The organism is Pseudoalteromonas sp. JC3 (genome assembly GCF_030291895.1).
Classification (GTDB): domain Bacteria; phylum Pseudomonadota; class Gammaproteobacteria; order Enterobacterales; family Alteromonadaceae; genus Pseudoalteromonas.
Genome location: NZ_CP127855.1, coordinates 3,582,773 through 3,604,806, shown reverse-complemented (window position 1 = coordinate 3,604,806; position 22,034 = coordinate 3,582,773). Strand labels below are relative to the sequence as shown.

Sequence of the window (22,034 nt, the reverse complement as noted above, 5' to 3'; positions counted from 1 at the left end):
TTTCACACTTCTATGTTCCCAGATTGAATAATTTGTTTAAATCTTCATCCTCAGGCGGCAAAAAAGCTGGAAATATTCTATATTTAGTTAAAATTTATAATAAATCAGTCGATAATGAACTCGTCTTACTTCAAAAGGTGTATATATGAGTCTAGGTACTGCTTTTGCTGATCTTAGTATCACCAAAAAGATCCACGCAATTACGCTCGTTGCGGTTGTCGCTTTTGTGGTTATCGTGTTTGTTAATTACAACGCTATTAGTTCTAACCAAAGGGCCTTAAATGAATTAGAGGAGCAGACATACAAAATTCTTAACCTCGCCACAGAAAACGCAAATAAGCTGCAGAATTTAGATGAGCTATTCACTCAAGCTGTAACCTTCGGGGATGCTGAATTATTAGATAAAGCAAAAGAATATCAACAGCAAATCCAAGCTAACTTGCAAAAAATTGAGTCGGTACAAAGTGGCTTTATGCCCTCAGATAATAGCGATGAACTTACGCAGTACGGCAAAATTGCGCAACAAATTGCTGGAGGAATGATAGATGGTACAGCTGATTTTTCCCGTATCCAAGAAGATGCCAAAAAGAAAACTGAAATCTACGAAGGCTTAGTCGCAGATTTTACCAAGGCTAAAACGAACGCGAATGATCGTTTTGTTGAATTACTTCAAAATACCGAAGAGCGCTCAGCAAACGCGCTCACGATAATGTTGATTGTGGCCGTTATTTCTTTACTTGTGCTGGTTTTCTTAGCGGTTATGATCGCAAGAGGTATAGGCAACTCAGCTAAGGATGCGGCGCAAAATCTGAAACTATTAGCGCAAGGGCAGGGTTCTTTGTCCACCACGCTCAATGTGCGCTCTCACGATGAAATTGGCCAGGTATCCATAAACTTTAATGAATTTGTCGGGTTACTAAAAGGGGCTGTTGTTGAGGTGATGAGTGTCGTCGAACCTTTGATGAAAGACTCAAGTCGCCTTATTCAGGGGATGGAAAAAGCTGAAGGGGCAACGAATCAACAAACGCATGACGCGGAAGTAGTACGTCAGTCTATGGAAGAAATGCGGTTAAGTGTGGGTGATATCTCTCATTCAGCGTCACAAGCTTCTGATGCTGCTCAGCTGGCAGAACAAGAAGTTGAGCAGAGTAAGCGCCAAATTCAGGTGTCAGTTAACGAATCACAAGCGTTAAGTGAAGAAATTAATCATGCAGCAGAGACGATCAATAAGCTAGCTGATGATACACAGAACGTGACGCAAATCTTAAATGTGATCACATCAATTGCAGAGCAAACCAATTTACTTGCCTTGAATGCTGCGATTGAGGCGGCTCGTGCTGGTGAGCAAGGTCGAGGTTTTGCGGTGGTTGCTGATGAAGTCCGCGAATTAGCCTCAAGAACAGCAAAGTCGACCAATGAGATAAGAGAACTTTTAAATGTGCTAACAGAAGCAGCAAATCAAGCGGTGAAAGCAATGACAAGTGCAAGCAGTATGGCAATTAATAATGCTGAAGCTGCTGCACAAACTGGGCAGTCGATTGAGCAGATAGCAGCACAAATCTTGTCAATTAATAGCATGAATGGTCAAATTGCTGCGGCAACGGAGGAACAGACCTCGGTAGCCGCTATGGTAGTAAACAATGTGACATCTATGCACCAGTCTTTCCAAGACACAATGCAAGCGTTGAATGAAGTACAAGACGTTGCTGAGAATCTCCATGTACTGTCCGACAACTTGAAAGATGCAACCTCAAAATTTAGAGTCTAATGCTTTAATTTTTAAACGATAAATAAAAACAGCCACATTAAGTGGCTGTTTTTATTTGATGAGGAATATTAGGGCCTGTTTATCTTTCAAGTTTGCTTTTGCAGCAGTTTGATTGGTATTTATACAAGGCAGAGCCTGCGTAGCATAGTCATTCTATGTGAGTCAGGCGAGAACACAGTAGAAATGCCAATCAAGCGCTGCCCTTTGGGTTCACCTGAGTGCGCTTTGTTCATTGTTGCTCAACTTTTGCCTAGATCACTAGGCGGCAAGTCGGGCGTCGCGACCAAAACCCACTCAGAAGAACAAAAATCAAACAGCAAAGGTCAACAGGCCCTAGTATTTACCAATCACTTTGACGGCACCGGTTACTTTAGTAGCATCGATATAACCAATTGCGTCTGCATTGCTCGAAACAAAATCGATTACCGCTTGATCGCTATCTAGCTTCTTCGGAGGTGTTCCCTTACCGGTGAATACTAATTTAGACCAATGGGCATTTAGCTGAGAGCTAGATTTACCAATCACTTTGTCGTTAAACTCGTCAAATACCGCGTTACCATCCTGATTCACAGGGGTCGCACTACTACCATCGGCAAATGATTTGCTTTTGCCAAGGAATAATTTTTTGATAGTACCATCATCTACAGTAGATGCATTTGCTGAGTTCACGATAACAGCAACATCTGCTAAAACTGCCTGACTGGCTAATAGTAGCCCTAAGGTCATTATTTTTTTAATCATATTAACCTCCGTTAGAATACTAAATCGATACCGAAGCTCAACAGTTCAACTTTTTGATCTGTTAGCGTGTTATCGAATTGGTTTAGTTCAATCTTGAATGCTGCTGACGGATGGAAGTCATAACGTGCACCAATACTCCACGTTTCTGATTCTGCACGAGCGCCTGCAAGCGCACCATTAACAAGTGTTCTTAAATAAGGTGCATTTGGATTGGTTGGATCGGTCGTGACAGGAATGGTTACACCATTTGGAGCGGTGATGGTGAGTGGGACAGAGTTAAACTCGTCGTTGTCATTCTTATCTTCATTGTGTTCGTAGGTTAGGTGGACTGTCCATGCATCAATACGGTAACCGAGGGAAGCGTAATACTGCTGTTGTTTAGCAAGTATGCTGTTATCCACTTCAAACTGAGTGTATTCTGCATCGAACAAGATATCGTTGTAGTCGATAGCAATACCAATCGCGGCAAAGTAAGCATCATCTTTATCGACAGCAATATCATCCGCTTGTTGCGTTAGCCCGTAGCCAGTTAACCCTGCCAATAATCCCGATAGTTCAGGGCTATTAGCTGCGCTAATGCTCGCTTCGGTAGCAAAGTAGGCCGCACGCGCACTGAACCAATCTCTGCTTAGTGTCCAGTTAATACCTACCGTGTTATTTAACTCGGCTTCATCTGAATAGGTAATAGCAACAATGTCGTCATCTACGCTGCCTAAAGCTAGCTGTACAGTGCTTTCCCATTCCCCTAATGTCGAATTATGGATATAACTCAATCCGTTATAGGTGCTAAAGCTTAGGTTATATACAGATTGAGGTGGTTTAACCCAGCGGTATGCATAACCCACATCTAAAAAGTCAGAATAGCGATAGAATGGTATACGCATTTTACCTGCGCTTATCTGTGACGAGTCTGAAATCGCATAAGTTAAGTATGCCCATTCAAACTCGGCATCAAAGTCATTCTGACCACGGCCTACGATCTGTGCTGTGGCAGTTAGACTTTCTTGTAGATCGGCGGAAAGTTGTAAGGCGAATAAGCTACGATTCTCCATATCAAAATCATTATCATAGCCATATAGTGTGTCGTCACTATCTAGCGTTTGACCACCAATAATGGAAGCAAAACCATTAATTCTGATCTCAGCGGCACTTTGAAAACTCACTGTCCCAAGCGCTATCGCTAATGCAATTGCAGATTTTTTCATATTGATTCCCATTTTCTTTGCAAAGAGTCGTGTCTGTAACACGCATTAAAAGCACTGATACTGAGCTCAACAGTCGTGTTACTTTTGTCTTAGAGATTAGAATAAAAACCAGAAATAACAAGTTATTAAGAAAAGTTAGTGCTTACAACCTGCATTGTTTAGTAAATCAAGCCTTAAGCCAAGCTAAGTTGGTGTTGTATGTCTATCTCATCAGACCAGTTTATTGTATCGCAAAATATTCTAAAAAGGTGAATAAAAAATAACTGCTGGAGTCAGGAGGTATTTGTATTTAAAAGAATAAAGGGGATTTTTTGCTAAAAAAGAGCAAACTATCGTTTGCTCTCGGTAATTTTTTCAGCCTGTACTTTACAGGCATTATACTGCTCAATACATTTATCCGTGCATATCTGTAACGACATTGTCTCTGGCGTGTTTTGCATCTCACAGTTGCGCTCGCATTGATAATTCTGTTGTGCACATTGATTCAACTCAGGTGAGATAGAGTTACTACACCCCAGTAGGGTGGTAGAAAGTACTAACAAGGCGAACGCAATTTTCATTATTATTCCTTAGACTGTGACTTGAATATTATCAATCAGTCTGACTTTACCGAGAAAAGCTGCGGCAAGAATGACGAGTTGACTATCCTCGAGTGTAGCAGGTTTCAAGCTATCTTTTTGACAAATGTTAAAATAATCCAACTTTAAACCTGCATTATGCAGCATTTCTGTTGCATTTTTTGTTACCTTCGAAAAATCTTTTTCGCCATTTTCTAAAGCGCCAGCTGCTGCTTTTAGTGCTTGAAAAAGTACTTTAGCAGTGTCTTTTTCTGATTCAGAGAGGTAGCCATTACGTGAGCTCATCGCCAGTCCAGAAACTTCTCTTTGAGTCGCAACACCAATCACTTCAACAGGAATAGACAGGTCTTTCACCATTGTTTTGATAACCTGTAACTGTTGAAAGTCTTTTTCACCGAAGCAGGCAAAATCAGGTTGTACTAAGTTAAACAGTTTAGTGACAACCGTTGCAACGCCACGAAAGTGTCCTGGGCGTGTGCCACCACAATGTCCTTCTGATACTCCTGGTACATCAACAAAACTTTGCGCATTTAGGCCGTTAGGATATATGGTCTCAACGGTAGGCGTAAACACAATATCAGTTTCTAGTTCTGCAAGGCCTTGCTTGTCTTGCTCAAGCGTACGTGGATAGCTGTCGAGGTCTTCGTTCGCACCAAATTGCATTGGATTTACAAAGATACTGACAACGACTTTATCCGCTAGGGTTTTTGCTTTTTCTACTAAGGAAAAATGACCACGGTGAAGGTTGCCCATCGTTGGTACGAAGGCAATGCTCAACCCTTGTTGGCGCCAAGCTTTAATCTGGCTTCGTAACGATTTAATCTCAGTAACTGATTGCATGTTGTACTCTAACTCAATAATAACAATACTAACCCAAACAAAACGCTTGGATCAGACTCAGCGATAAGCATCGCTCATCGCAAATTTAATTAAATTCGTGATCAGGCCCCGGGAACTCACCTGATTGCACGTCTGCACAAAACTTTTTCACCGCATCTGGCATGTTGCCAGTTTCGAGCAGGAAGTTCTTCGAAAACTTAGGAATATATCCTGCAGAAATACCAACCAAGTCATGCATAACCAAAATTTGGCCATCGGTCTCTTTACCTGCGCCAATACCAATGACTGGAATTGTCACTGCGTCGGTAATGCGTTTAGCCAGTGCTGAAGGTACGCATTCAATCACAATCATTTGTGCACCAGCACGTTCTAACGCTTGTGCATCGGCTATCATCTTTTGCGCTTGTGCTTCTTCACGACCTTGAATTTTAAAGCCGCCAAACACGTGCACTGATTGTGGGGTTAAACCTAAATGACCACAAACTGGGATCCCTTGCTGAGTAAGCAGTGCAATGCTGTCGTAAAGCCATTCACCACCTTCAAGCTTAACCATATTAGCACCAGAGCGCATCAAGGTAGCTGCATTCTGACAGGCTGACTGCGGATCTGAATAGCTCATAAAAGGCATATCGGCGATAACGAATAGCTCTTTACTACCAGCTCTGACACAACGGGTGTGATAGGCAATGTCATCCGTGGTAACGGCTAAAGTGTCTTCACCACCTTGTAAAACCATACCCAGAGAATCACCCACTAAGATGACATCTACGCCATTGTCGTGAAATAACTTTGCAAAACTTGCATCGTATGCGGTGAGGGCTGTTATTTTTGTTCCTTCACGCTTCATTTTGGCAAGTGTTGAGACGGAAATTTTTGCCATGGTAAACCCCTTGGATTGGTTTATTTGAGGATTGTTAATCCGTTAAGTGGTAACTTTTGTGTTAAAGAGCTAAGCTCAGTGCCATCAGGTAATTTGAGTTCTGGCGCTATCTCTAACAGTGGATAGACGACAAATTCTCTTTCTTTCAAGCCGTAATGTGGCACCGTCAGTCTATCACTGTTAATGGTGTCGGTATTAAAAAGCAGTATATCCAAATCGAGCGTGCGCGGTCCCCAGCGCTCAGCTTTGCGTACACGACCATGTTCAAGCTCTATTTGTTGCAACACATCGAGTAAAGATGCTGCTGTTAATGATGTCGCTAGTTTTGCTACGGCATTCACATAATCAGGTTGATCTTGAGGGCCCATAGGTTTTGAGCCATACAGGCTAGAGTGCTGGACAAGCGAGAGGTCTGGATGGGCGGCGAGCACATCGAGTGCTCGCTGTATTTGTGCCATCGGTTCGGATAGGTTTGCACCCAATCCAATGTACGCAATATTCATTTAATCTTCTTTCGGTTTTCTTTTTGGCTTACGTCTATTATAACGACGCTTAGGTTTGCTTTGGTTACCTAAGTTGCGCACCATGTCTTTTTGGCCGGTGACGTCATTCTTGAGGTAGTCAGTCCACCAAGCTGCAAGTTCTTCTTGCTCTTGTTCACCACTTTCAACACGCAATAATAGGAAATCATATGCTGCTTTGAATCTCGGCTGCAAGCTTAGGCGGTATGCACGCTGGCCTGAACGTTTATCTAGGCGTTGTTGAATATGCCAGATATCTCGGGCACCTAAAGTAAAGCGTTTAGGCACTGCAACGTGTTTAGCATTTTCAGCAAGGACGTGATTAATGGCTTGCATAAAGGCATCATATTCATTCATACCTTCGGCCGCGAGCGCTTCGCTTTTAGCTAAAATAGGGAACCATAAAAGTGCTGCATAGATAAATGCAGGGGTTACTTTTTTATCCGCGTTGATACGGCTATCCGTATTGGCAAACATTTGCTGAATAAAGCGACGCTCAAAGTCATTATCAGGCTGTGCTAGGATTTTATCTAACGCCGGGAATAATTGTGCAAACAAGCCGTATTCACGCATCTGAAGAAAGTTTTCTTCCGCTTTACCATTTAAAAATAGCTTTAGCGTTTCTTCGAACAAGCGTGCAGCTGGGATATGCCCAAGTAACGGCGCTAATGCTTTAATCGGAGTGCGGGTCGGCGTAGCAATCTCCATATCCAGTTTGGTTGCAAAGCGGATAGCTCTCAGCATACGTACCGGATCTTCGCGATAGCGAGTTTCAGGATCGCCAATCAGCTCAATTTTACGCGCTTTAATGTCAGCAACACCACCGGCAAAGTCGCGTAAAGTAAAGTCATTGATCGAATAATATAGCGCATTGATAGTAAAGTCGCGGCGCTCGGCGTCTTCTTCAATACTGCCGTAGACATTGTCGCGTAATAGCTGCCCGTGTTCGCTGGCTTGACTTGTCGTGGCACAAGAGTCATCACTTTGATGATGGCCACGCATGGTGGCAACTTCAATAATTTCTCGTCCAAAAACAATGTGCGCAAGGCGGAAGCGACGACCTATTAAGCGACAGTTACGGAAGAGCTTTTTGATTTGTTCAGGTGTCGCATTGGTAACGACATCAAAGTCTTTAGGCTCTATTCCTAGCATGATATCGCGGATACAACCACCAACTAGGTAGGCATCATAGCCACCGTCTTTTAAGCGATAGAGCACTTTGATAGCGTTAGGGCTAAATTGTTTACGAGATATACCATGCTCGCTGCGAGGAATTATCGCAGGTGTCGGGCTGGCCATTTTCACCGTCTCATCGCCTTTTCCAGTTACAAACTGGCGGCAAAAGTTTACAAGCTTGGAAATAATAACTCGTCTCCTGAGCAATCAAGTTTTCTATTCTAGTTGTTGTGAACCACTGCTTTTGTCTTAAAACAGGTCGCATTTAAGGCTCGCTATCATATACTCAAATGAGACTAAATTGAAGTACTTGAAAACAGTGGGCGAAAAGCAAAATCGCCATTTTCTAGAGAGTCTAGTTGAATTTCTTGTACTTTAGGAACGCTATCTAGACTAAAAATATCAATAGCGTGAGTCAGTAATGCCTCAACATCTTGATAATTATGGAGAGAATCGACCGGCACATGCAAATAACGCAGCGCGGCATAAAGGGTTGGTAACGGGTTATGGTTATCAATAGCTGGAGCATGATTCTGCTTAGATAACTTATATCCGGGCTCTGCGACAGCCAGTGGTACGTGAGCGTACTTAGGTGATGGCTGATTGAGTTGCCGAAATAAACTAATTTGTCTTGCTGTGGGTTCTAGCAGGTCGGCACCACGCACGATATGACTAATCTTTTGCTCTATGTCGTCAACGACCACCACCAATTGATAAGCAAATAAGCCATCGCGGCGTTTAACGATGTAATCTTCATGCGCAATTGCAGGGGGAATGACAACCATGCCCTGTATTGCATCATTAAATTCAGTAACTGGACAGCGCTGCTGTAGGCGTAAAGCATTATCTTGCCAACTTAGCGCTAAAGCTCGGCAATGATTGTCGTAAAACCCACCCATTGCTTTAATTTGCTTTCTTGTACATTGACATGCATACACAAGGGAGTCTGATTTCAGTGTCGTCAAATAGGCTTGGTATAGAGCATGGCGCTGTGATTGATAGGCAACGTCTTCATCCCAATAAAGGCCATATGCTTCAAGAGTGGTTAATATATTGTCGGCAGCACCCGCAACTACGCGCGGTGTATCTATGTCTTCGATGCGAACGAGCCATTTACCTTGATTGACTTTTGCATCTAAATAGCTACTCAGGGCGGCCACTAGAGAGCCGAAATGAAGCGGTCCAGAAGGCGAGGGAGCAAATCGACCGCGATAGCTCCCAGTTTGCTTTAAGCTTGGGGACACAGGGCTGAGATTATCCTCTGCCTTGTTGTTTTTCTTTGATTTCTGCGAGAGATTTACAATCAACACAAAGATCAGCTGTTGGACGCGCTTCTAAACGGCGAATGCCGATTTCAATACCGCACGACTCACAAAAGCCGAAGTCATCATCTTCGATAAGTTGAAGTGTTTTCTCAATTTTCTTGATTAGCTTACGCTCGCGGTCGCGAGTACGCAGTTCAAGAGAAAACTCTTCTTCTTGCGCTGCACGGTCCACAGGATCAGGAAAGTTTGCCGCTTCGTCTTGCATGTGTGTCTTAGTACGATCTACTTCATTACGTAGATCGGCACGCCATGCTTCTAATATCGCTTTGAAATGAGCACGTTGTGCTTCATTCATGTATTCTTCGCCTGGCTTTTCTTGATAAGGTTCTACACCGGCTTGAGCCAATAACCCTAGTTTTTTCTGGTCTGGCATACCATTCTCCTAAATCCTTAATACATAACCCCAGCTTTCGCCGGCGGGTATAAATAGCAAAATCTTTACCCCTTAGCAAACACTTTTTTACTGCAAATGTCAGCCACTTTTTTCAATGTTTAACTATTTGGGGGAGAAAACTATCACGGCTATATGTGGGCAGCATGAAAAAAGTCAAGCGTAATCAAAAGGAATTTCTTCAATTAATTGTACTTGGTTGTCGTCAATATGCGCTCGGTAAGCAATGATTTCTACTCCATGAGAAATTGCTTCTTTTACTAACGCTGCATATTTTTGATCGATATGGCTGGCTGGTTTGACACAATTTATCCCTGTATGGAGCGCGGCAAACAGTAACACCGCACGATGACCTTGCTGTTTAATGTGGATTAATTCTCTAAGATGTTTTTGACCTCTTAAGGTTTCTGCATCAGGGAAAAAACCTTGCTGTTGCTCGAGCAAAGTCACCGACTTTACTTCAACGTAGCAGAATTGCGAGGATTGTCCATTTTCGAGGTCGCTCAACAAAATATCAATTCGGCTATTTTCAGCCCCGTATTTCACTTCAGTTTGAAGTGTTTTGTAGCCTTGCAGTTGCGTTATTCTTCCTTGCTCTATGGCCTCAACAGACACTTTATTGGCCACCGCTGTATTTACACAAATAAAATGACCATCATTATCTTGCGTCAGCTCCAACGAATGAATGTACTTTCGTTTAGGGTTATCGCTGGTGGAGTAATAGGCCGTAAATCCCGGATCTGCACAATTGGTCATTCTACCCGTATTGGCGCAGTGTACGGTGAATTCGTCACCACTTGGGGCGCGTAAATCGACTAGAAAGCGTTTATATCGTTTGAGCAAGGTTGCTTGTTGTAATTGCCTAGAAAACTTCATTGGTCGCTTTAGGTTGGGTGTATTTAGTGGCTAGTGTACACTTAACCACACTTACAAGCACAAGAGTGAAAAGAGAATGTCAGAGAAATTTATTGTACGACTGAGTGAAGACGCAAAACCAGAGTATTTATCTGCTGGTGCTGCATTGTCGTTTGAAAAGGACGGTGCTTTTATCCATTTACAACAAGACGAAACGCTGAAGAATATTCAAAAGGCGGCTCGTAGCATCGCACAACAAGGGATTAAACAAGTTCATCTAGAAGGTGGCTTGTGGTGTACTGAATCTCAATGGGCTTTTTATCAAGGTTTTGTGTCACCAAAAGCATTAGATGGTGTGGTGTTTGTTGACAACGACCAGTCAAGTCTTAACGAACTTGATGCACTAAAAGCGTCGGCAACATGGATGCGTCAGATGATCAACGGGACGGCCGAAGATATTTATCCTGAAAGCCTTGCTGGAAAAGCGGCTGAGTTTATTCAGTCATTGGCACCTGAGCATGTTAGCTATCAAATCATTAAAGGCGACGCGCTGTTAGAGCAGCAATGGATTGGTATCCACGAAGTGGGACGCGGCAGTGAGCGTCCTCCTGTGTTGCTTGAGCTTGACTACAACCCAACAGGTAATGATGACGCACCAGTTAGCGCTGCGCTTGTGGGTAAAGGGATCACGTTTGACTCAGGTGGCTACTCGATTAAGCCAAGCGAAGGCATGCTTACGATGAAGTGTGATATGGGCGGGGCCGCAACCGTAACGGCTGGTTTAGCGCTGGCTATTCAACGTGGTTTTGACCGTCGTGTTAAGTTGTTCCTATGTTGTGCTGAGAACCTTATCTCAGGCCATGCCTATAAGTTAGGTGATATTCTTACCTACAAAAATGGTACCACAGTTGAAATCGTAAATACCGATGCAGAGGGTCGCTTGGTGCTTGCTGATGGCTTGATGGCTGCCGGTGAAACAGGCGCAGAGCTTATCATTGATGCCGCGACATTAACGGGCGCCGCGCTCGTTGCTGTAGGCCAAGAGTACAATGCGTTATTTGGTTTAGACAAAACACTTGTCGGTGATGTGCAGCAGTTCGCGAGTGACGAATTTGAAGCCGCGTGGCCATTGCCTCTAGAAAAGTGGCACCAAAATAACTGTCCATCGCCTTATGCGGATACTGCTAACAGCCGAGCGCAAAAAGGTGGCGGTTTTGGTGGTGCATCAAATGCAGCGGGTTTCCTATCTCGCTTTGTACCAAATGAAGGTCAAGGTTGGGTGCATATCGACCTTGCGGCTTCTTTCCAAAATAGCGCTAGTGGTCAATGGGCTGCGGGTGCAACGACTTTAGGTATGAGAACTGTAGCGAGAACGCTCCAAGAAAAAGCGTAATCATGCTAATAGCTGAGTGTATTCCGCGAGTCAGTGGAATACACTCGCTTGTTACCACGTTTAAGACAAGAGTGCAGCAGCGAGTCGCACAAAGTCTGATGAAGTGAGTATACCAACCAATTTGTTTTGCTCGTCTACCACAGGCATACAGCCATGGCGATTATCGACAAAAAAGCGCACCACATCTTGTAGTGATTGGCTTGGGCGCACGCTCGCAAAATCGGTCGCCATAATATCTTGTACTTTTGTTTGCTTTTCTTTTCTTGCAAGCGCATTTGCGCCATAGGTTGCCATTATTCCCATTACCTTGGCGATCATAATCTTTTGCGTGAGCATACCAACCAAGGCTCCTGCTTCGTCAATCACTGGAATGTGACGAACATTTTTTTCTTTCATTAAATTGTGCGCATCTTGCAAGGTATTTTCAGCAATCACTGCGAACGGATCTGGGGTCATTAAATCAGCTACGGTTTGGGTCATCTGCTACTCCTTTTCACTCCATATGCTTATGTTGAGTTTAGCCTGATCTATTTGGCATGTATGGAATTGAGATCAAGTTTTGAACTATTTCTCGAAGAACTCCTCATATGAAGACAACAATAATAAAGGATAACCCAATGAAAAAGTTACTGATGTTAGGTGCTGTTGCGAGCTTACTTTGCAACTCTGTTTTCGCCGCTGAGCGAAGTGTTGAATATGGTGAGATTAATCAAATTCTAGATTTAATCGCCAACAAAGCGCAGTCGCAATATATCTTGTCTAAATTTACTGTGGAAGTGAAGCAGCCTGATATCGCGCTAGAGGATGTTAAACTTTGGCTGGAGCAAGATGACAAGATCATTGCCAACGGTATCATAGACAAAGACGGCAATATTGATTTACCTATTCTCCCGCAGTCTCGTGCAGATCAAGTTAATTTAGTGATCAATCAAGAAAAAGGTGCCGTTGCGATTCTGGTCAATACCGATATAGCGCCGTTGACTAAGCAGCAGGTTATGTATCGCGATTTGTTTATTCTTTTAGAGGATATGGACGCTTTTGTTGAGTTGATGGCAGGTAGCTTGTCTTGGTTTGCTCCAAGCTTTGATGAACTAGAGTTTACATTTACCGAGCCTGCATCAATTCAGTTTGTGAATGCCAAGGGTAAAACCCAAAAGTTTGTGACGGATGATGAATTTAAGATCCAAATCCCTAATAAGAAAACGTGGATGAAGCAAAATCCATCCTTGCAATTTAGTGCCTTACCCACGCGGTTTGCGCCCATAGATTAGGGAAGAAAGTTCGTATGCCTGCTAGCAGGCAGGCATACTCTTTTCCATCAGGTAATTAGTTAACACTTCGCCACGAACCGTCACTTGTTGTTCCTTTATCACTTGGAAACCAAAATATTCAAAGAAAGGTTTAGCCGTTTTACTAACATGGGAAAATAAGCGCGTTGTGTTGGTTATTTTGCTGTGTTCTAAGAGTGCGAGCATAAGTGCTTTACCTATGCCTTGGCCTTGATGTTCCGCATGGCAAAAAAAGTGATCAATAAGACCGTCAGCTTGGATATCGGCAAAGCCAACAATTTTACCATTTAGTACGGCGACAAGGGGCTGATTGTTCCTTAATCGGTCTTGCCAGCCTTTATCGGCAACGTCGCTATGTGCCCATGCATTAACTTGGCTATTGGAGTAATGCTGTACATTTACCGAGCGTATTGTGTCAAACATAAGCTTGCGTAGCACGGCTTCTTCGCCGTTTTGAAACTGTCTGATGATAATCATTGTTAATCTTTATTCTTGGAGTCTTAATTGTCCGGAAATAGCATGCTGCTCAGCAATTTCTGCAAGTCGTACGTATTTTTGTTCAACCAGTTGAGAGACGGGTACCAGTTTGGCATCAATACTTTCAAGCTCAGCTAACTTGGCTGCAAGAAAGGCGGCGGTTTCCTTATATGGGTGCGCAATGATAATAACATGCTCGTGATTATCAAGTAGCTTAAGCATATGTTGCCACTGCTTGTTGAGCGCCTCAGTGGATATATCATTATCTAGAAAGACCTGTCGAGCGACGTTTTTTACGCCGTAAAGGTTGGCAGCATATTGGGCTTGACTGTGGCTAGTGGTACGGCTATCCAAAAAGTATAATCCGCGCTTTTTTAGTATTTCCATTGTCCATTTCATTGGCTCTATTTGTTCTGTTAATGCTGAGCCCATGTGATTGTTTACGCCTTTAACCTGAGGCAGTGTCGATAGCGCATTGCCAAGTGTCATTTGCAACTGCCACTTTTCCATATCGGTGGTTAATGCGCCCGGACCAAGGGCCTTTTCCGTGTCTTGTGCCTGCATTGGCACATGCAATAAAAGCTCGCGTTGTTGGCGGCTGGCTGCAAAGGCAAATTGTTGAGAAAAAGGCGTATGGGGCAGGATCGAAAAGGTGATCCCACCCGGTAAGGACAGCAACTCTAAGTCACGTTGGTGATTGCCAATATCGTCTATAACAATGGCAAACTGTTTTGCTGGCACTGCAAAAGTCATGCAGGCCAGTATTATCCCGATTATTTTTTTTAGCACACAAATTATTATTATAGTTTACAGCCCTACAGGACCGTTTTTTATTTACTGTGATTGAACTAACGCCAGTGCCTTAGGCCAATGCGAGGCAAGTTGTTCAATACCTGTTGTTTTGATTGATTCTTCACCAGTGATTATAGCGCTTTTATCCAACAGGGAAAGCGCTTGTTTGGTAAAATATACATCGGGCTCTATGCCTTTACCTTCAATTGATGTACCTGCAGGTGTGTAGTATCTCGCTGTCGTTAACTTTAATGCAGTAGTGCCATTGCCAATCGGGATCAAGGATTGAACCGAGCCTTTACCATAGGAACGTAAGCCAACGACTAAGGCACGTTTATTATCCTTGAGTGCGGCGGCTAAAATCTCGGCAGCTGAAGCGGAATTATTGTTGATTAATACCAAAATAGGCGCACCATTTAAAATATCTCCCCGCTTTGCAATGTAAGCCTGATTGGCGTCATAGAAGCGGCCTTTGGTCGTGACGATTGTGCCACTATCTAAAAAAAGATCTGAGATTGCCACGGCACTATTAAGTGTACCACCTGGGTTGTCACGTAAATCAATAACCAGCTTTTTCAACGGACTACCTAACTGTACTTGTAGTCGGTTTATGTGTCTTGCAACATCATGGTAGGTGTGATGATTAAAACTGTTGACGCTTAAAAAGCCGGTGCCGTCGTTTAAGAGTTTACTGGCGACACTTTCAATGACTATCTCTTGACGTTTAAGCTCAAGTGCAACCAGCTCGTCTTGTCTTAATACTACTAAATTGATGAGATTTTTATTTGCAGCTTTGAGTAGGGCAGACACTTCTTCTATCGATTTACCCGCGACATTAGCGCCATTGATTGCATGGAGTTTATCACCGCTCTCTATGCCTGCTTGGGCTGCTGGTGAATTGGGCAGGGTATCCAAGATAATCACGTAATTATCTTGCTCTTCGACTTCAATACCGAGTCCCGTGTAGCGCCCATTTGCTGCACTGAAGATGGATTCCAAGTCTTCCTCATTGAGGTATTTAGAGTAGGGATCTAAATTATCAAAGAGGCTCGATAAGTTGCCCGCGTTGTAGCGACTGAGAGGCAAGTCTTCAACATAATAGGTGTGAATATGATACAGGATTTCATCGATTTCTTGAGCCGAGAACTTTTGTGTAGACGCGTGACTAAAAGCGCTAAAACTTAACAAAAGCAGGAAGCTTAATAATGCAACATAGCGCGCTGCGAGCGCGTAAAAACGGGTTTGTCTATTCATGTGCTGCTCCTCATCAAGGTGCAGCACGGGTTATTCAGTTAACTGGATCTGCACCATTTTATCGGATCTACAGCGCTTCCCTTATGCCGTATTTCAAAGTATAGACCAGGATCTCTTTGTCCGCCGCTTTGTCCTACCAAAGCGATCACTTCACCACTGCGAACTTGATCGCCAACATCGCGAAGCAGCGTTTGTGCGTGGCCGTATAGACTCATAAAACCATGGCCATGATCGAGCACAATAACCCAGCCAAAGCCATTTAACCAATCTGCATACACAACTTGACCGGGGGCGACACTCGCAATTTCAGCCCCTTCTTTTGCACCAATGAGGACGCCCTTCCAATTCATGCCTGCATGTTTGCTTTGGCCGAATTTATGTTTAATTCGACCTTTGGTTGGTAAACTCATTTTGCCTTTGAGTTTGGCTAATCCATCTAAACGTACTTCGGCTTCTCTTTGTGCCTTGGCAAGCTCTTCTAACGTTTGGATTAAGGTTTGTTCATTTTCTTTTAAATAAGCAATGGCAGAGCGTGTTTCACTGAGTTTGTTATTTAGGTTTGCAAGCTGGTTTTGACGTTCTTGCTGCGCCTTCTTGAGCGCTTCCAAGCGTTCATTCTGATGGTTTTGTAGCGCTTCTAAGCGTGCTTGTGTTCTTGCTAACTCAGCTTGAGTCTGTGCCAATTCTTGGCCGATAGATTTCAGTTGTTCGAGTTGTTTAATACGTGCTTTATTTAGGTAATCATAATAGGCAATGGTGCGCTCGAGCTTTGTTGCATGCTCTTGATTAAGTAACATTCTAGAATAATCATGAGAGCCCGTCATGTAGGCACTTTTTAGCTGAGCCGCAAGGATCTTTTCAAATTTTTTCTTGTCGTTTAACAGCGTGCTTTCTTGCTTTTTAAGTTCGGCCTGCTCGGTTTGGTTTTCTTTGATCCCGATTTCTGTGAGTGAGATAGCTTTGGCACTTTTGGCAATATCAAGTTCGAAGGCTTTGAGCTTTGCTTCGTGACTGTTAATTTCACCGCGCTGCTTTTCTAATGCTTGTTGGCTAGCTTTAAGCTGTTGCTGAACTTCGCTTAAGTCTTGTTTGGTTCTAGATTCGTTGGCAACAGCGGGCGCTGTTGTCATGAGTAACGCCGCACCGAGAAGTGCGGCATAGTGAAATGTCGTTTTTAACGGCATACAGGCAGGCCGTTATTTTAAACGCATAATTGGAGTGCCTGTCATCTCGCTAGGCTGCTCCATACCAAGTAAATGCAGCATTGTTGGTGCAACATCGCTTAGTGCTTTTCCTGCTTGTGGCTCTGCATCACGACCTACATAAATAAACGGTACAGGCTCACTAGTGTGTGCTGTATGAGCTTGGCCCGTTTTCGGGTTTTGCATTTGCTCAGCATTGCCGTGGTCTGCTGTGATCAGAGCTTCACCACCGGTTTCTTTTAACGCTGCAACCACACGACCGATACACTTATCAACGGCTTCACATGCTTTTACTGCGGCTTCAAATACACCAGAGTGTCCAACCATATCACCATTCGGGTAGTTACAGATAATGACGTCAAACTCACCGCTATGAATGGCTTCAACTAACTTATCAGTTAGCATTTCTGAGTTCATTTCTGGTTGTAAGTCGTAAGTGGCAACTTGTGGAGAAGGAATAAGTTCACGTTTTTCACCTTCAAAGAGATCTTCGCGACCGCCGCTAAAGAAGAAAGTGACATGGGCATATTTTTCCGTTTCTGAAATACGCAGCTGAGTTTTGTTGTGCTTAGCTAGCCATTCACCTAGCACATTGACAAGTGCTTCAGGCGCGAAAGCGATAGGGGCTTTAATGTCGGCAGCGTATTCAGTCATCATAACAAACGCACTTAAGTCCGGTGCTTTGCGTTTTTCGAAGCCGTTAAAGTCAGCATCGACAAAAGCACGGGTCATCTGGCGCGCTCGGTCTGCACGGAAGTTCATAAAGATAACCGTATCACCATCATTGATAGTAGCGGCAGGTTGCCCAGCTTCGGTGATCACTGATGCTTTAACAAACTCATCATTTTCATCACGCGCGTAAGCTGCTTGTAGCGCTTCAACGCCATTACTATAAGTAAAATCAGCGTCGCCACTTACCATCAGGTTGTATGCAGACTCGACGCGGTCCCAACGATTGTCACGGTCCATAGCATAGTAGCGACCAATAATAGACGCTAGTCGGCCACAATTGAGTGACTGCATCAAGGCTTCCATTTTTTCAATTGATGCTTGTGCGCTGCGAGGTGGTGTATCGCGGCCATCCAAAAATGCGTGCAAATAAACGGTTGCACCGCGCTCAGCTGCTAATTTAATTGCCGCAACAATGTGATCTTCATGGCTGTGAACGCCACCTGGGCTCAATAACCCCATTAGGTGAACGGCTTTTCCCTTTGCCACGGCTTTGTCGATATTCTCAACCAGAGCTGGATTGTGCTCAAACTCACCATCGTCAATCGCTTTAGTGATCCGCGTGAAGTCTTGATAAACCACACGTCCTGCACCGAGGTTAACGTGGCCAACTTCGGAATTCCCCATTTGTCCATCCGGTAGACCAACATCAAGGCCTGAACCTGAAATCAAGGTGTGCGGAGCAGAGCGCCATAGTTCATCTAATACTGGGGTATTGGCTGCTAAAATAGCATTGCTCTCGCTTTCTTCGCGATAGCCCCAACCGTCTAAAATCATTAATACCAATGGCTTTTTCTTAGCTGTCATTTGCGCTCCTGAAATCCTGAATTAGGCACGATGTTGATGTCTTATAGCAAACGCTACAAGGTTAGATTTACTAACTTGGGCTGCAGCGCTTCGATAAGCTTGCTCTGGTTGCTGGTAAGTAGAATACCTGTTTTTGTATGAATATTCAGCCCCACAGTGATGAATTATCAACTTTGAGATTGATATTTGCTCATGTTGAACAAGTCTGTTTTGTCGAGAATAAAGCAGGTATACTTGCTGCCACTTTATCGTTTAATAATTTTTGGTTGATAAATTAATGGAACAATACGTTGCGTTTTTAGGTAACCATCCGGTACTTAGCATCATTTGGGTTGTGTTAGCCGCGATGTTAGTGAGTAGTTGGTTTAAGAGTCAGTTTTCTAAAATTAGACAAATTAACCCCCAGCAGTTGACTATGCTTGTTAACCGCCAAGATGGTCAGGTACTCGATATGCGTGCAGCAAAAGAGTTTAACCAGGGTCACATTGCAGGTTCTGAACAGGTGAATGCGGAAAAACTCAAGCAAAAAGATTTTGCTGGTCTTGAAAAACATAAATCTAAGCCCATTATATTGGTCTGTAACACAGGTATGACGGCATCTGCTGTTGCTGATAACATGCACAAAGCTGGATTCGAGCAAGTGTACGTATTATCAGGTGGTATTGGCGCATGGCAAAGTGCGGGTTTACCAATCTCTAACGGAAAATAACTGAGGTCTATGATGAGCCAAGTCGTAATTTACACCAAAGACTATTGTCCATTTTGTCATCGTGCAAAAGCACTATTAGATGCAAAAGGTGTCACATACACTGAGTATGATATTGGCGCACAGCCAGAGCTTCGTGACGAGATGATCGAAAAAGCCAACGGTGGCTATACCGTGCCACAAATCTTTATCGCTGAGCGCCATATTGGTGGTTGCGACGATATGATGGCGCTTGAAGCGAAAGGCGAACTCGATAAGCTATTACAAGCATAAGATTGATTGAGCTTTGGCTCAGCTTACTTTTTATAATGACTGCTAGGAACTAGCAGGATCACAACAGAATTTAGGAAATTATCATGGCAGAACAAAACCAAGCAGCAGAACAACAACAAGAAGGCGCTCAGTTCAACATTCAACGTATCTATACTAAAGATGTATCGTTTGAAACGCCAAACTCACCAGGTATCTTCCAAAAAGAGTGGACACCAGAAGTTAAGCTAGACATGGACACTCGTTCAGCAAAGCTTGATGACAACGTTTTTGAAGTTGTTCTCGCGCTAACGGTAACGGCAACTATTGGTGAAGAAACTGCATTCCTATGTGAAATCCAACAAGCTGGTATCTTTGCAATTGCAGATCTTGAAGAAATGCAAATGGCACACATGCTAGGCGCATTCTGCCCTAACATCCTATTCCCATATGCGCGTGAAGCGGTAGCTAGCCTGGTTAACCGTGGTACTTTCCCACAGTTAAACCTTGCGCCAGTTAACTTTGACGCATTATTCGCTCAGTATATGCAGCAACGTGCGGCTCAAGCACAGCCTGAGCAAACTGCTGACGCATAATTGATGAGTACAGCAAAATCAGCTGTAACTGTATTGGGGGCGGGGTCTTATGGCACCGCCCTTGCTATTTGTTTCGCCCGAAATGGTCACCAAGTGACACTATGGGGACGCAATAGTGAACACGTTGAGGCGCTAGCAGCTGAGCGCAAAAACCAACGTTATCTTCCTGACATCCAGTTTCCAAACACGCTTGAACTCGAGGCCGATTTAGAAACGGCTGTTAAGTCTAGCGAGCGTATTTTGGTGGTTGTGCCAAGTCATGCGTTTGCAGACACCTTAAAGAAGATTAAACCTATGCTACTTGAGAATGCAAAAGTAGCTTGGGCAACCAAGGGGCTCGAACCAAATACTGGGCGATTATTGCAAGAGGTGGCACTGGATGTGTTAGGTGACGATGTGCCGCTGGCGGTGCTAAGTGGACCTACTTTTGCAAAAGAAATGGCCGCAGGATTACCTACTGCTATTTCAGTGTCTTCGATTTGTGCAAAGTTTCGTGAAGAGCTCGCAGAGCTGTTGCATTGCGGTCGCTCGTTTAGGGTGTATAGCAACGAAGACTTTATTGGTATTCAGCTCGGCGGCGCGGTCAAAAATGTTATCGCAATTGGCGCGGGCATGTCTGACGGCTTTGGTTTTGGTGCGAATGCTAGAACGGCGCTTATCACCCGAGGACTCGCTGAACTTTGTCGTTTAGGATGTGCGTTAGGCGCGCGCTCTGAAACCTTTATGGGTATGGCGGGGCTTGGTGACCTGATTCTCACTTGTACGGATAACCAGTCGCGTAATCGCCGTTTTGGCCTTGCACTTGGCTCGGGAAAGTCGGTCGATGAGGCGATGTCGAGTATAGGTCAGGTGGTCGAAGGTTATCGCAATACCAAAGAAGTTTATCTACTTGCCAAACGCACGGGTATTGAAATGCCTATCACTGAGCAGATCTATCAAGTGCTTTATGAGCAAAAAGATGTGAAAGAAGCCGCAATGGCGTTACTTGGTCGCGAGAAGCGAGCTGAGTGATAATCGAATAGAGAGGCGTAGCTACCTCTCTATTACTCTCCAAACTTAATGTTATAGCGACGCTTAAACCACAGTAAAAATGGGATTTCAATCACGCTAAATGCGACAATCGTAAACACCACCCAATTACTCTTAAAAAACACTAACGAAAATTCGATATCCTTGCCATAGTACAAACTTCCAGACACGACTAAAGAAACCGCAGTAACCAATAAATCTTGTTTGCTGATACTGGCGAGACTTTTCTCTTTTAACTTTGGGTAAACGAATACGTAGGCCACAAAAAGTAGAATAAAGTTGAGTAAAATAAGCGTTAGCTCAGGTGACATGATTACCTCTATGCCTTGTGTGTCATTCGGCACAAGATAACATAATTTCTTAGCTTAATGCCTCGTGGAAACGCTTTTTATCTGATACTGAACAGGTATAATGGTAAATCCAACTTTTGAGGTGCACATGATCTCCAAGAATCAACAAAAACTACTTCGTGCTTTAGGGCAAAAAAAATATCGCAAACAACATGGCCTGTATTTAGTACAAGGCGAAAAGAATGTGATTGAGTTAGTTGATGCTGGGTTGGCTGTTGAACAGCTGTTCGCGACCAATGAGTTCATGACAAAGTATAAATCCAAACTCGTTAATATTGACTGTGTAGAAGCAGAAGAGGAAGTGTTGAGCAAGGTGAGTACTTTGGTGTCAAATAATGCGGCGATAGCGGTCGTTGCAATGCCGCCAGCAGAAGAAATCAATACTGCTGGGCTGGTGTTGGCATTAGATGGAGTCTCAGACCCGGGTAATCTCGGTACCATTATTCGTCTTGCTGATTGGTATGGATTAACGCAGCTCGTGGTAAGCGAAAACTGCGCCGATCAATTTAACCCTAAAGTGATCAGTGCCACTATGGGCTCATTTGTGCGTGTTAATGTGGTGAGAACCGATCTCGAGGCCTTTTTAAAACAATATCAAGGCGAGTGCTATGGTGCATTCCTTGGTGGTGAGAGCGTACATCAGTGCCAATTTAGTCGTAATGCCGTGTTGGTCATGGGCAGCGAGTCTCATGGTATTAGCGATACCATAGCGGCGCACATCAATAAAAAGGTGACTATTCCTGCGTTTGGTGGTGCTGAATCATTGAATGTGGCGATGGCTACCGGGATCATTTTGGATAATATTAAACGCTGTCATTGCTAACTCATAGATCTTACTAATGAATTGTCTTATTCTCAAAAGTAACCGCGAACAATAATAA

The 22,034-nt window shown here is 43.8% G+C and carries 26 protein-coding genes; 9 read left to right on the top strand and 17 right to left on the bottom strand.

Going from position 1 to position 22,034, the window contains the following annotated elements:
- Positions 1–145 precede the first annotated feature (145 nt).
- Together QSH61_RS15690 and QSH61_RS24435 are read left to right on the top strand one after the other, a co-directional pair.
- Positions 146–1,768, top strand: coding sequence for a methyl-accepting chemotaxis protein (locus tag QSH61_RS15690; RefSeq protein WP_010607563.1), 1,623 nt, complete (start codon positions 146–148; stop codon positions 1,766–1,768).
- 183 nt (positions 1,769–1,951) lie between these two features.
- Positions 1,952–2,212 carry a hypothetical protein gene (locus tag QSH61_RS24435; RefSeq protein WP_081489986.1) on the top strand — a complete coding sequence of 87 codons (261 nt, stop codon included), beginning with the start codon at positions 1,952–1,954 and terminating at the stop codon, positions 2,210–2,212.
- Here the strand turns inward: QSH61_RS24435 and QSH61_RS15685 are convergent.
- The 10 genes from QSH61_RS15685 to sfsA all read right to left on the bottom strand — a co-directional run bounded on the left by QSH61_RS15685 (position 2,102) and on the right by sfsA (position 10,301).
- Complete coding sequence (locus QSH61_RS15685; RefSeq protein WP_102057510.1) at positions 2,102–2,509, bottom strand: type 2 periplasmic-binding domain-containing protein; 408 nt, start codon at positions 2,507–2,509, stop codon at positions 2,102–2,104. The genes QSH61_RS24435 and QSH61_RS15685 overlap by 111 nt on opposite strands.
- 11 nt (positions 2,510–2,520) lie before the next feature.
- The gene (locus tag QSH61_RS15680) at positions 2,521–3,714 is read right to left on the bottom strand and encodes a porin (RefSeq protein WP_102057509.1); all 1,194 of its coding nucleotides are present in this window, start codon (positions 3,712–3,714) and stop codon (positions 2,521–2,523) included.
- A gap of 329 nt (positions 3,715–4,043) precedes the next feature.
- Positions 4,044–4,274, bottom strand: a complete 231-nt coding sequence (locus QSH61_RS15675) for a hypothetical protein (RefSeq protein ID WP_010607566.1) — start codon at positions 4,272–4,274, stop codon at positions 4,044–4,046.
- A gap of 9 nt (positions 4,275–4,283) precedes the next feature.
- Complete coding sequence (gene panC, locus QSH61_RS15670) at positions 4,284–5,132, bottom strand: pantoate--beta-alanine ligase (RefSeq protein ID WP_206473058.1); 849 nt, start codon at positions 5,130–5,132, stop codon at positions 4,284–4,286.
- A gap of 85 nt (positions 5,133–5,217) precedes the next feature.
- On the bottom strand, positions 5,218–6,012 hold the full coding sequence (panB, locus tag QSH61_RS15665) for a 3-methyl-2-oxobutanoate hydroxymethyltransferase (protein ID WP_010607568.1): 795 nt from the start codon (positions 6,010–6,012) through the stop codon (positions 5,218–5,220).
- A 20-nt stretch (positions 6,013–6,032) separates the two neighbouring features.
- Positions 6,033–6,515 (bottom strand): 2-amino-4-hydroxy-6-hydroxymethyldihydropteridine diphosphokinase, encoded by a 483-nt coding sequence (gene folK / locus QSH61_RS15660; RefSeq protein WP_010607569.1) that lies wholly within the window; start codon positions 6,513–6,515, stop codon positions 6,033–6,035.
- The gene (gene pcnB / locus QSH61_RS15655; RefSeq protein WP_029215927.1) at positions 6,516–7,832 is read right to left on the bottom strand and encodes a polynucleotide adenylyltransferase PcnB; all 1,317 of its coding nucleotides are present in this window, start codon (positions 7,830–7,832) and stop codon (positions 6,516–6,518) included.
- A 173-nt stretch (positions 7,833–8,005) separates the two neighbouring features.
- Positions 8,006–8,953, bottom strand: a complete 948-nt coding sequence (gene gluQRS / locus QSH61_RS15650; RefSeq protein WP_174169719.1) for a tRNA glutamyl-Q(34) synthetase GluQRS — start codon at positions 8,951–8,953, stop codon at positions 8,006–8,008.
- Between the two features lie 10 nt (positions 8,954–8,963).
- A complete protein-coding gene (gene dksA / locus QSH61_RS15645; RefSeq protein ID WP_017216564.1) occupies positions 8,964–9,407 on the bottom strand; it encodes an RNA polymerase-binding protein DksA in 444 nt (147 codons plus the stop codon).
- 174 nt (positions 9,408–9,581) lie between these two features.
- Positions 9,582–10,301, bottom strand: a complete 720-nt coding sequence (gene sfsA, locus QSH61_RS15640) for a DNA/RNA nuclease SfsA (protein WP_010607573.1) — start codon at positions 10,299–10,301, stop codon at positions 9,582–9,584.
- A 76-nt stretch (positions 10,302–10,377) separates the two neighbouring features.
- On the opposite strand from sfsA, the gene pepB reads away from it, so the two are divergent.
- Complete coding sequence (pepB, locus tag QSH61_RS15635) at positions 10,378–11,673, top strand: aminopeptidase PepB (RefSeq protein WP_102057504.1); 1,296 nt, start codon at positions 10,378–10,380, stop codon at positions 11,671–11,673.
- Positions 11,674–11,733: 60 nt separating this feature from the next.
- Here pepB and QSH61_RS15630 read toward each other — a convergent pair whose 3' ends face one another.
- Positions 11,734–12,153, bottom strand: a complete 420-nt coding sequence (locus QSH61_RS15630) for a CBS domain-containing protein (protein WP_010378791.1) — start codon at positions 12,151–12,153, stop codon at positions 11,734–11,736.
- Positions 12,154–12,290: 137 nt separating this feature from the next.
- Between QSH61_RS15630 and QSH61_RS15625 the strand changes: the two genes are divergently transcribed.
- Positions 12,291–12,944, top strand: coding sequence for a DUF2987 domain-containing protein (locus QSH61_RS15625; RefSeq protein WP_174169722.1), 654 nt, complete (start codon positions 12,291–12,293; stop codon positions 12,942–12,944).
- 21 nt (positions 12,945–12,965) lie between these two features.
- On the opposite strand, the gene QSH61_RS15620 is transcribed toward QSH61_RS15625, so the two are convergent.
- The 5 genes from QSH61_RS15620 to gpmM all read right to left on the bottom strand — a co-directional run bounded on the left by QSH61_RS15620 (position 12,966) and on the right by gpmM (position 18,223).
- Entirely contained in the window at positions 12,966–13,439 is a 474-nt protein-coding gene (locus QSH61_RS15620) for a GNAT family N-acetyltransferase (RefSeq protein WP_174169723.1), read from the bottom strand.
- Positions 13,440–13,448: 9 nt separating this feature from the next.
- Complete coding sequence (locus tag QSH61_RS15615; protein ID WP_045990310.1) at positions 13,449–14,192, bottom strand: divergent polysaccharide deacetylase family protein; 744 nt, start codon at positions 14,190–14,192, stop codon at positions 13,449–13,451.
- A gap of 81 nt (positions 14,193–14,273) precedes the next feature.
- Positions 14,274–15,485, bottom strand: a complete 1,212-nt coding sequence (locus tag QSH61_RS15610; protein WP_010378798.1) for a S41 family peptidase — start codon at positions 15,483–15,485, stop codon at positions 14,274–14,276.
- A gap of 38 nt (positions 15,486–15,523) precedes the next feature.
- Entirely contained in the window at positions 15,524–16,669 is a 1,146-nt protein-coding gene (locus tag QSH61_RS15605; protein WP_174169725.1) for a murein hydrolase activator EnvC family protein, read from the bottom strand.
- 12 nt (positions 16,670–16,681) lie between these two features.
- On the bottom strand, positions 16,682–18,223 hold the full coding sequence (gpmM, locus tag QSH61_RS15600; RefSeq protein ID WP_045990307.1) for a 2,3-bisphosphoglycerate-independent phosphoglycerate mutase: 1,542 nt from the start codon (positions 18,221–18,223) through the stop codon (positions 16,682–16,684).
- Positions 18,224–18,500: 277 nt separating this feature from the next.
- Between gpmM and QSH61_RS15595 the strand changes: the two genes are divergently transcribed.
- The 4 genes from QSH61_RS15595 to gpsA all read left to right on the top strand — a co-directional run bounded on the left by QSH61_RS15595 (position 18,501) and on the right by gpsA (position 20,785).
- Complete coding sequence (locus tag QSH61_RS15595; protein WP_010378806.1) at positions 18,501–18,932, top strand: rhodanese-like domain-containing protein; 432 nt, start codon at positions 18,501–18,503, stop codon at positions 18,930–18,932.
- Between the two features lie 12 nt (positions 18,933–18,944).
- Positions 18,945–19,202 (top strand): glutaredoxin 3, encoded by a 258-nt coding sequence (gene grxC, locus QSH61_RS15590; RefSeq protein ID WP_206473070.1) that lies wholly within the window; start codon positions 18,945–18,947, stop codon positions 19,200–19,202.
- An 83-nt stretch (positions 19,203–19,285) separates the two neighbouring features.
- Positions 19,286–19,774 carry a protein-export chaperone SecB gene (gene secB / locus QSH61_RS15585; RefSeq protein WP_010607582.1) on the top strand — a complete coding sequence of 163 codons (489 nt, stop codon included), beginning with the start codon at positions 19,286–19,288 and terminating at the stop codon, positions 19,772–19,774.
- A gap of 3 nt (positions 19,775–19,777) precedes the next feature.
- Complete coding sequence (gene gpsA / locus QSH61_RS15580; protein ID WP_010607583.1) at positions 19,778–20,785, top strand: NAD(P)H-dependent glycerol-3-phosphate dehydrogenase; 1,008 nt, start codon at positions 19,778–19,780, stop codon at positions 20,783–20,785.
- 32 nt (positions 20,786–20,817) lie between these two features.
- On the opposite strand, the gene QSH61_RS15575 is transcribed toward gpsA, so the two are convergent.
- Entirely contained in the window at positions 20,818–21,114 is a 297-nt protein-coding gene (locus tag QSH61_RS15575; RefSeq protein ID WP_010378819.1) for a hypothetical protein, read from the bottom strand.
- A gap of 127 nt (positions 21,115–21,241) precedes the next feature.
- Between QSH61_RS15575 and QSH61_RS15570 the strand changes: the two genes are divergently transcribed.
- On the top strand, positions 21,242–21,976 hold the full coding sequence (locus QSH61_RS15570; RefSeq protein ID WP_010607584.1) for a TrmH family RNA methyltransferase: 735 nt from the start codon (positions 21,242–21,244) through the stop codon (positions 21,974–21,976).
- Positions 21,977–22,034 lie beyond the last annotated feature (58 nt).

Bases quoted from the DNA above. Each gene is read 5' to 3' on its own strand.
- QSH61_RS15690 (WP_010607563.1), top strand. From the start codon at position 146: ATGAGTCTAGGTACTGCTTTTGCTGATCTTAGTATCACCAAAAAGATC.
- QSH61_RS24435 (WP_081489986.1), top strand. From the start codon at position 1,952: ATGCCAATCAAGCGCTGCCCTTTGGGTTCACCTGAGTGCGCTTTGTTC.
- QSH61_RS15685 (WP_102057510.1), bottom strand. From the start codon at position 2,509: ATGATTAAAAAAATAATGACCTTAGGGCTACTATTAGCCAGTCAGGCA.
- QSH61_RS15680 (WP_102057509.1), bottom strand. From the start codon at position 3,714: ATGAAAAAATCTGCAATTGCATTAGCGATAGCGCTTGGGACAGTGAGT.
- QSH61_RS15675 (WP_010607566.1), bottom strand. From the start codon at position 4,274: ATGAAAATTGCGTTCGCCTTGTTAGTACTTTCTACCACCCTACTGGGG.
- panC (WP_206473058.1), bottom strand. From the start codon at position 5,132: ATGCAATCAGTTACTGAGATTAAATCGTTACGAAGCCAGATTAAAGCT.
- panB (WP_010607568.1), bottom strand. From the start codon at position 6,012: ATGGCAAAAATTTCCGTCTCAACACTTGCCAAAATGAAGCGTGAAGGA.
- folK (WP_010607569.1), bottom strand. From the start codon at position 6,515: ATGAATATTGCGTACATTGGATTGGGTGCAAACCTATCCGAACCGATG.
- pcnB (WP_029215927.1), bottom strand. From the start codon at position 7,832: ATGGCCAGCCCGACACCTGCGATAATTCCTCGCAGCGAGCATGGTATA.
- dksA (WP_017216564.1), bottom strand. From the start codon at position 9,407: ATGCCAGACCAGAAAAAACTAGGGTTATTGGCTCAAGCCGGTGTAGAA.
- sfsA (WP_010607573.1), bottom strand. From the start codon at position 10,301: ATGAAGTTTTCTAGGCAATTACAACAAGCAACCTTGCTCAAACGATAT.
- pepB (WP_102057504.1), top strand. From the start codon at position 10,378: ATGTCAGAGAAATTTATTGTACGACTGAGTGAAGACGCAAAACCAGAG.
- QSH61_RS15630 (WP_010378791.1), bottom strand. From the start codon at position 12,153: ATGACCCAAACCGTAGCTGATTTAATGACCCCAGATCCGTTCGCAGTG.
- QSH61_RS15625 (WP_174169722.1), top strand. From the start codon at position 12,291: ATGAAAAAGTTACTGATGTTAGGTGCTGTTGCGAGCTTACTTTGCAAC.
- QSH61_RS15620 (WP_174169723.1), bottom strand. From the start codon at position 13,439: ATGATTATCATCAGACAGTTTCAAAACGGCGAAGAAGCCGTGCTACGC.
- QSH61_RS15615 (WP_045990310.1), bottom strand. From the start codon at position 14,192: ATGACTTTTGCAGTGCCAGCAAAACAGTTTGCCATTGTTATAGACGAT.
- QSH61_RS15610 (WP_010378798.1), bottom strand. From the start codon at position 15,485: ATGAATAGACAAACCCGTTTTTACGCGCTCGCAGCGCGCTATGTTGCA.
- QSH61_RS15605 (WP_174169725.1), bottom strand. From the start codon at position 16,669: ATGCCGTTAAAAACGACATTTCACTATGCCGCACTTCTCGGTGCGGCG.
- gpmM (WP_045990307.1), bottom strand. From the start codon at position 18,223: ATGACAGCTAAGAAAAAGCCATTGGTATTAATGATTTTAGACGGTTGG.
- QSH61_RS15595 (WP_010378806.1), top strand. From the start codon at position 18,501: ATGGAACAATACGTTGCGTTTTTAGGTAACCATCCGGTACTTAGCATC.
- grxC (WP_206473070.1), top strand. From the start codon at position 18,945: ATGAGCCAAGTCGTAATTTACACCAAAGACTATTGTCCATTTTGTCAT.
- secB (WP_010607582.1), top strand. From the start codon at position 19,286: ATGGCAGAACAAAACCAAGCAGCAGAACAACAACAAGAAGGCGCTCAG.
- gpsA (WP_010607583.1), top strand. From the start codon at position 19,778: ATGAGTACAGCAAAATCAGCTGTAACTGTATTGGGGGCGGGGTCTTAT.
- QSH61_RS15575 (WP_010378819.1), bottom strand. From the start codon at position 21,114: ATGTCACCTGAGCTAACGCTTATTTTACTCAACTTTATTCTACTTTTT.
- QSH61_RS15570 (WP_010607584.1), top strand. From the start codon at position 21,242: ATGATCTCCAAGAATCAACAAAAACTACTTCGTGCTTTAGGGCAAAAA.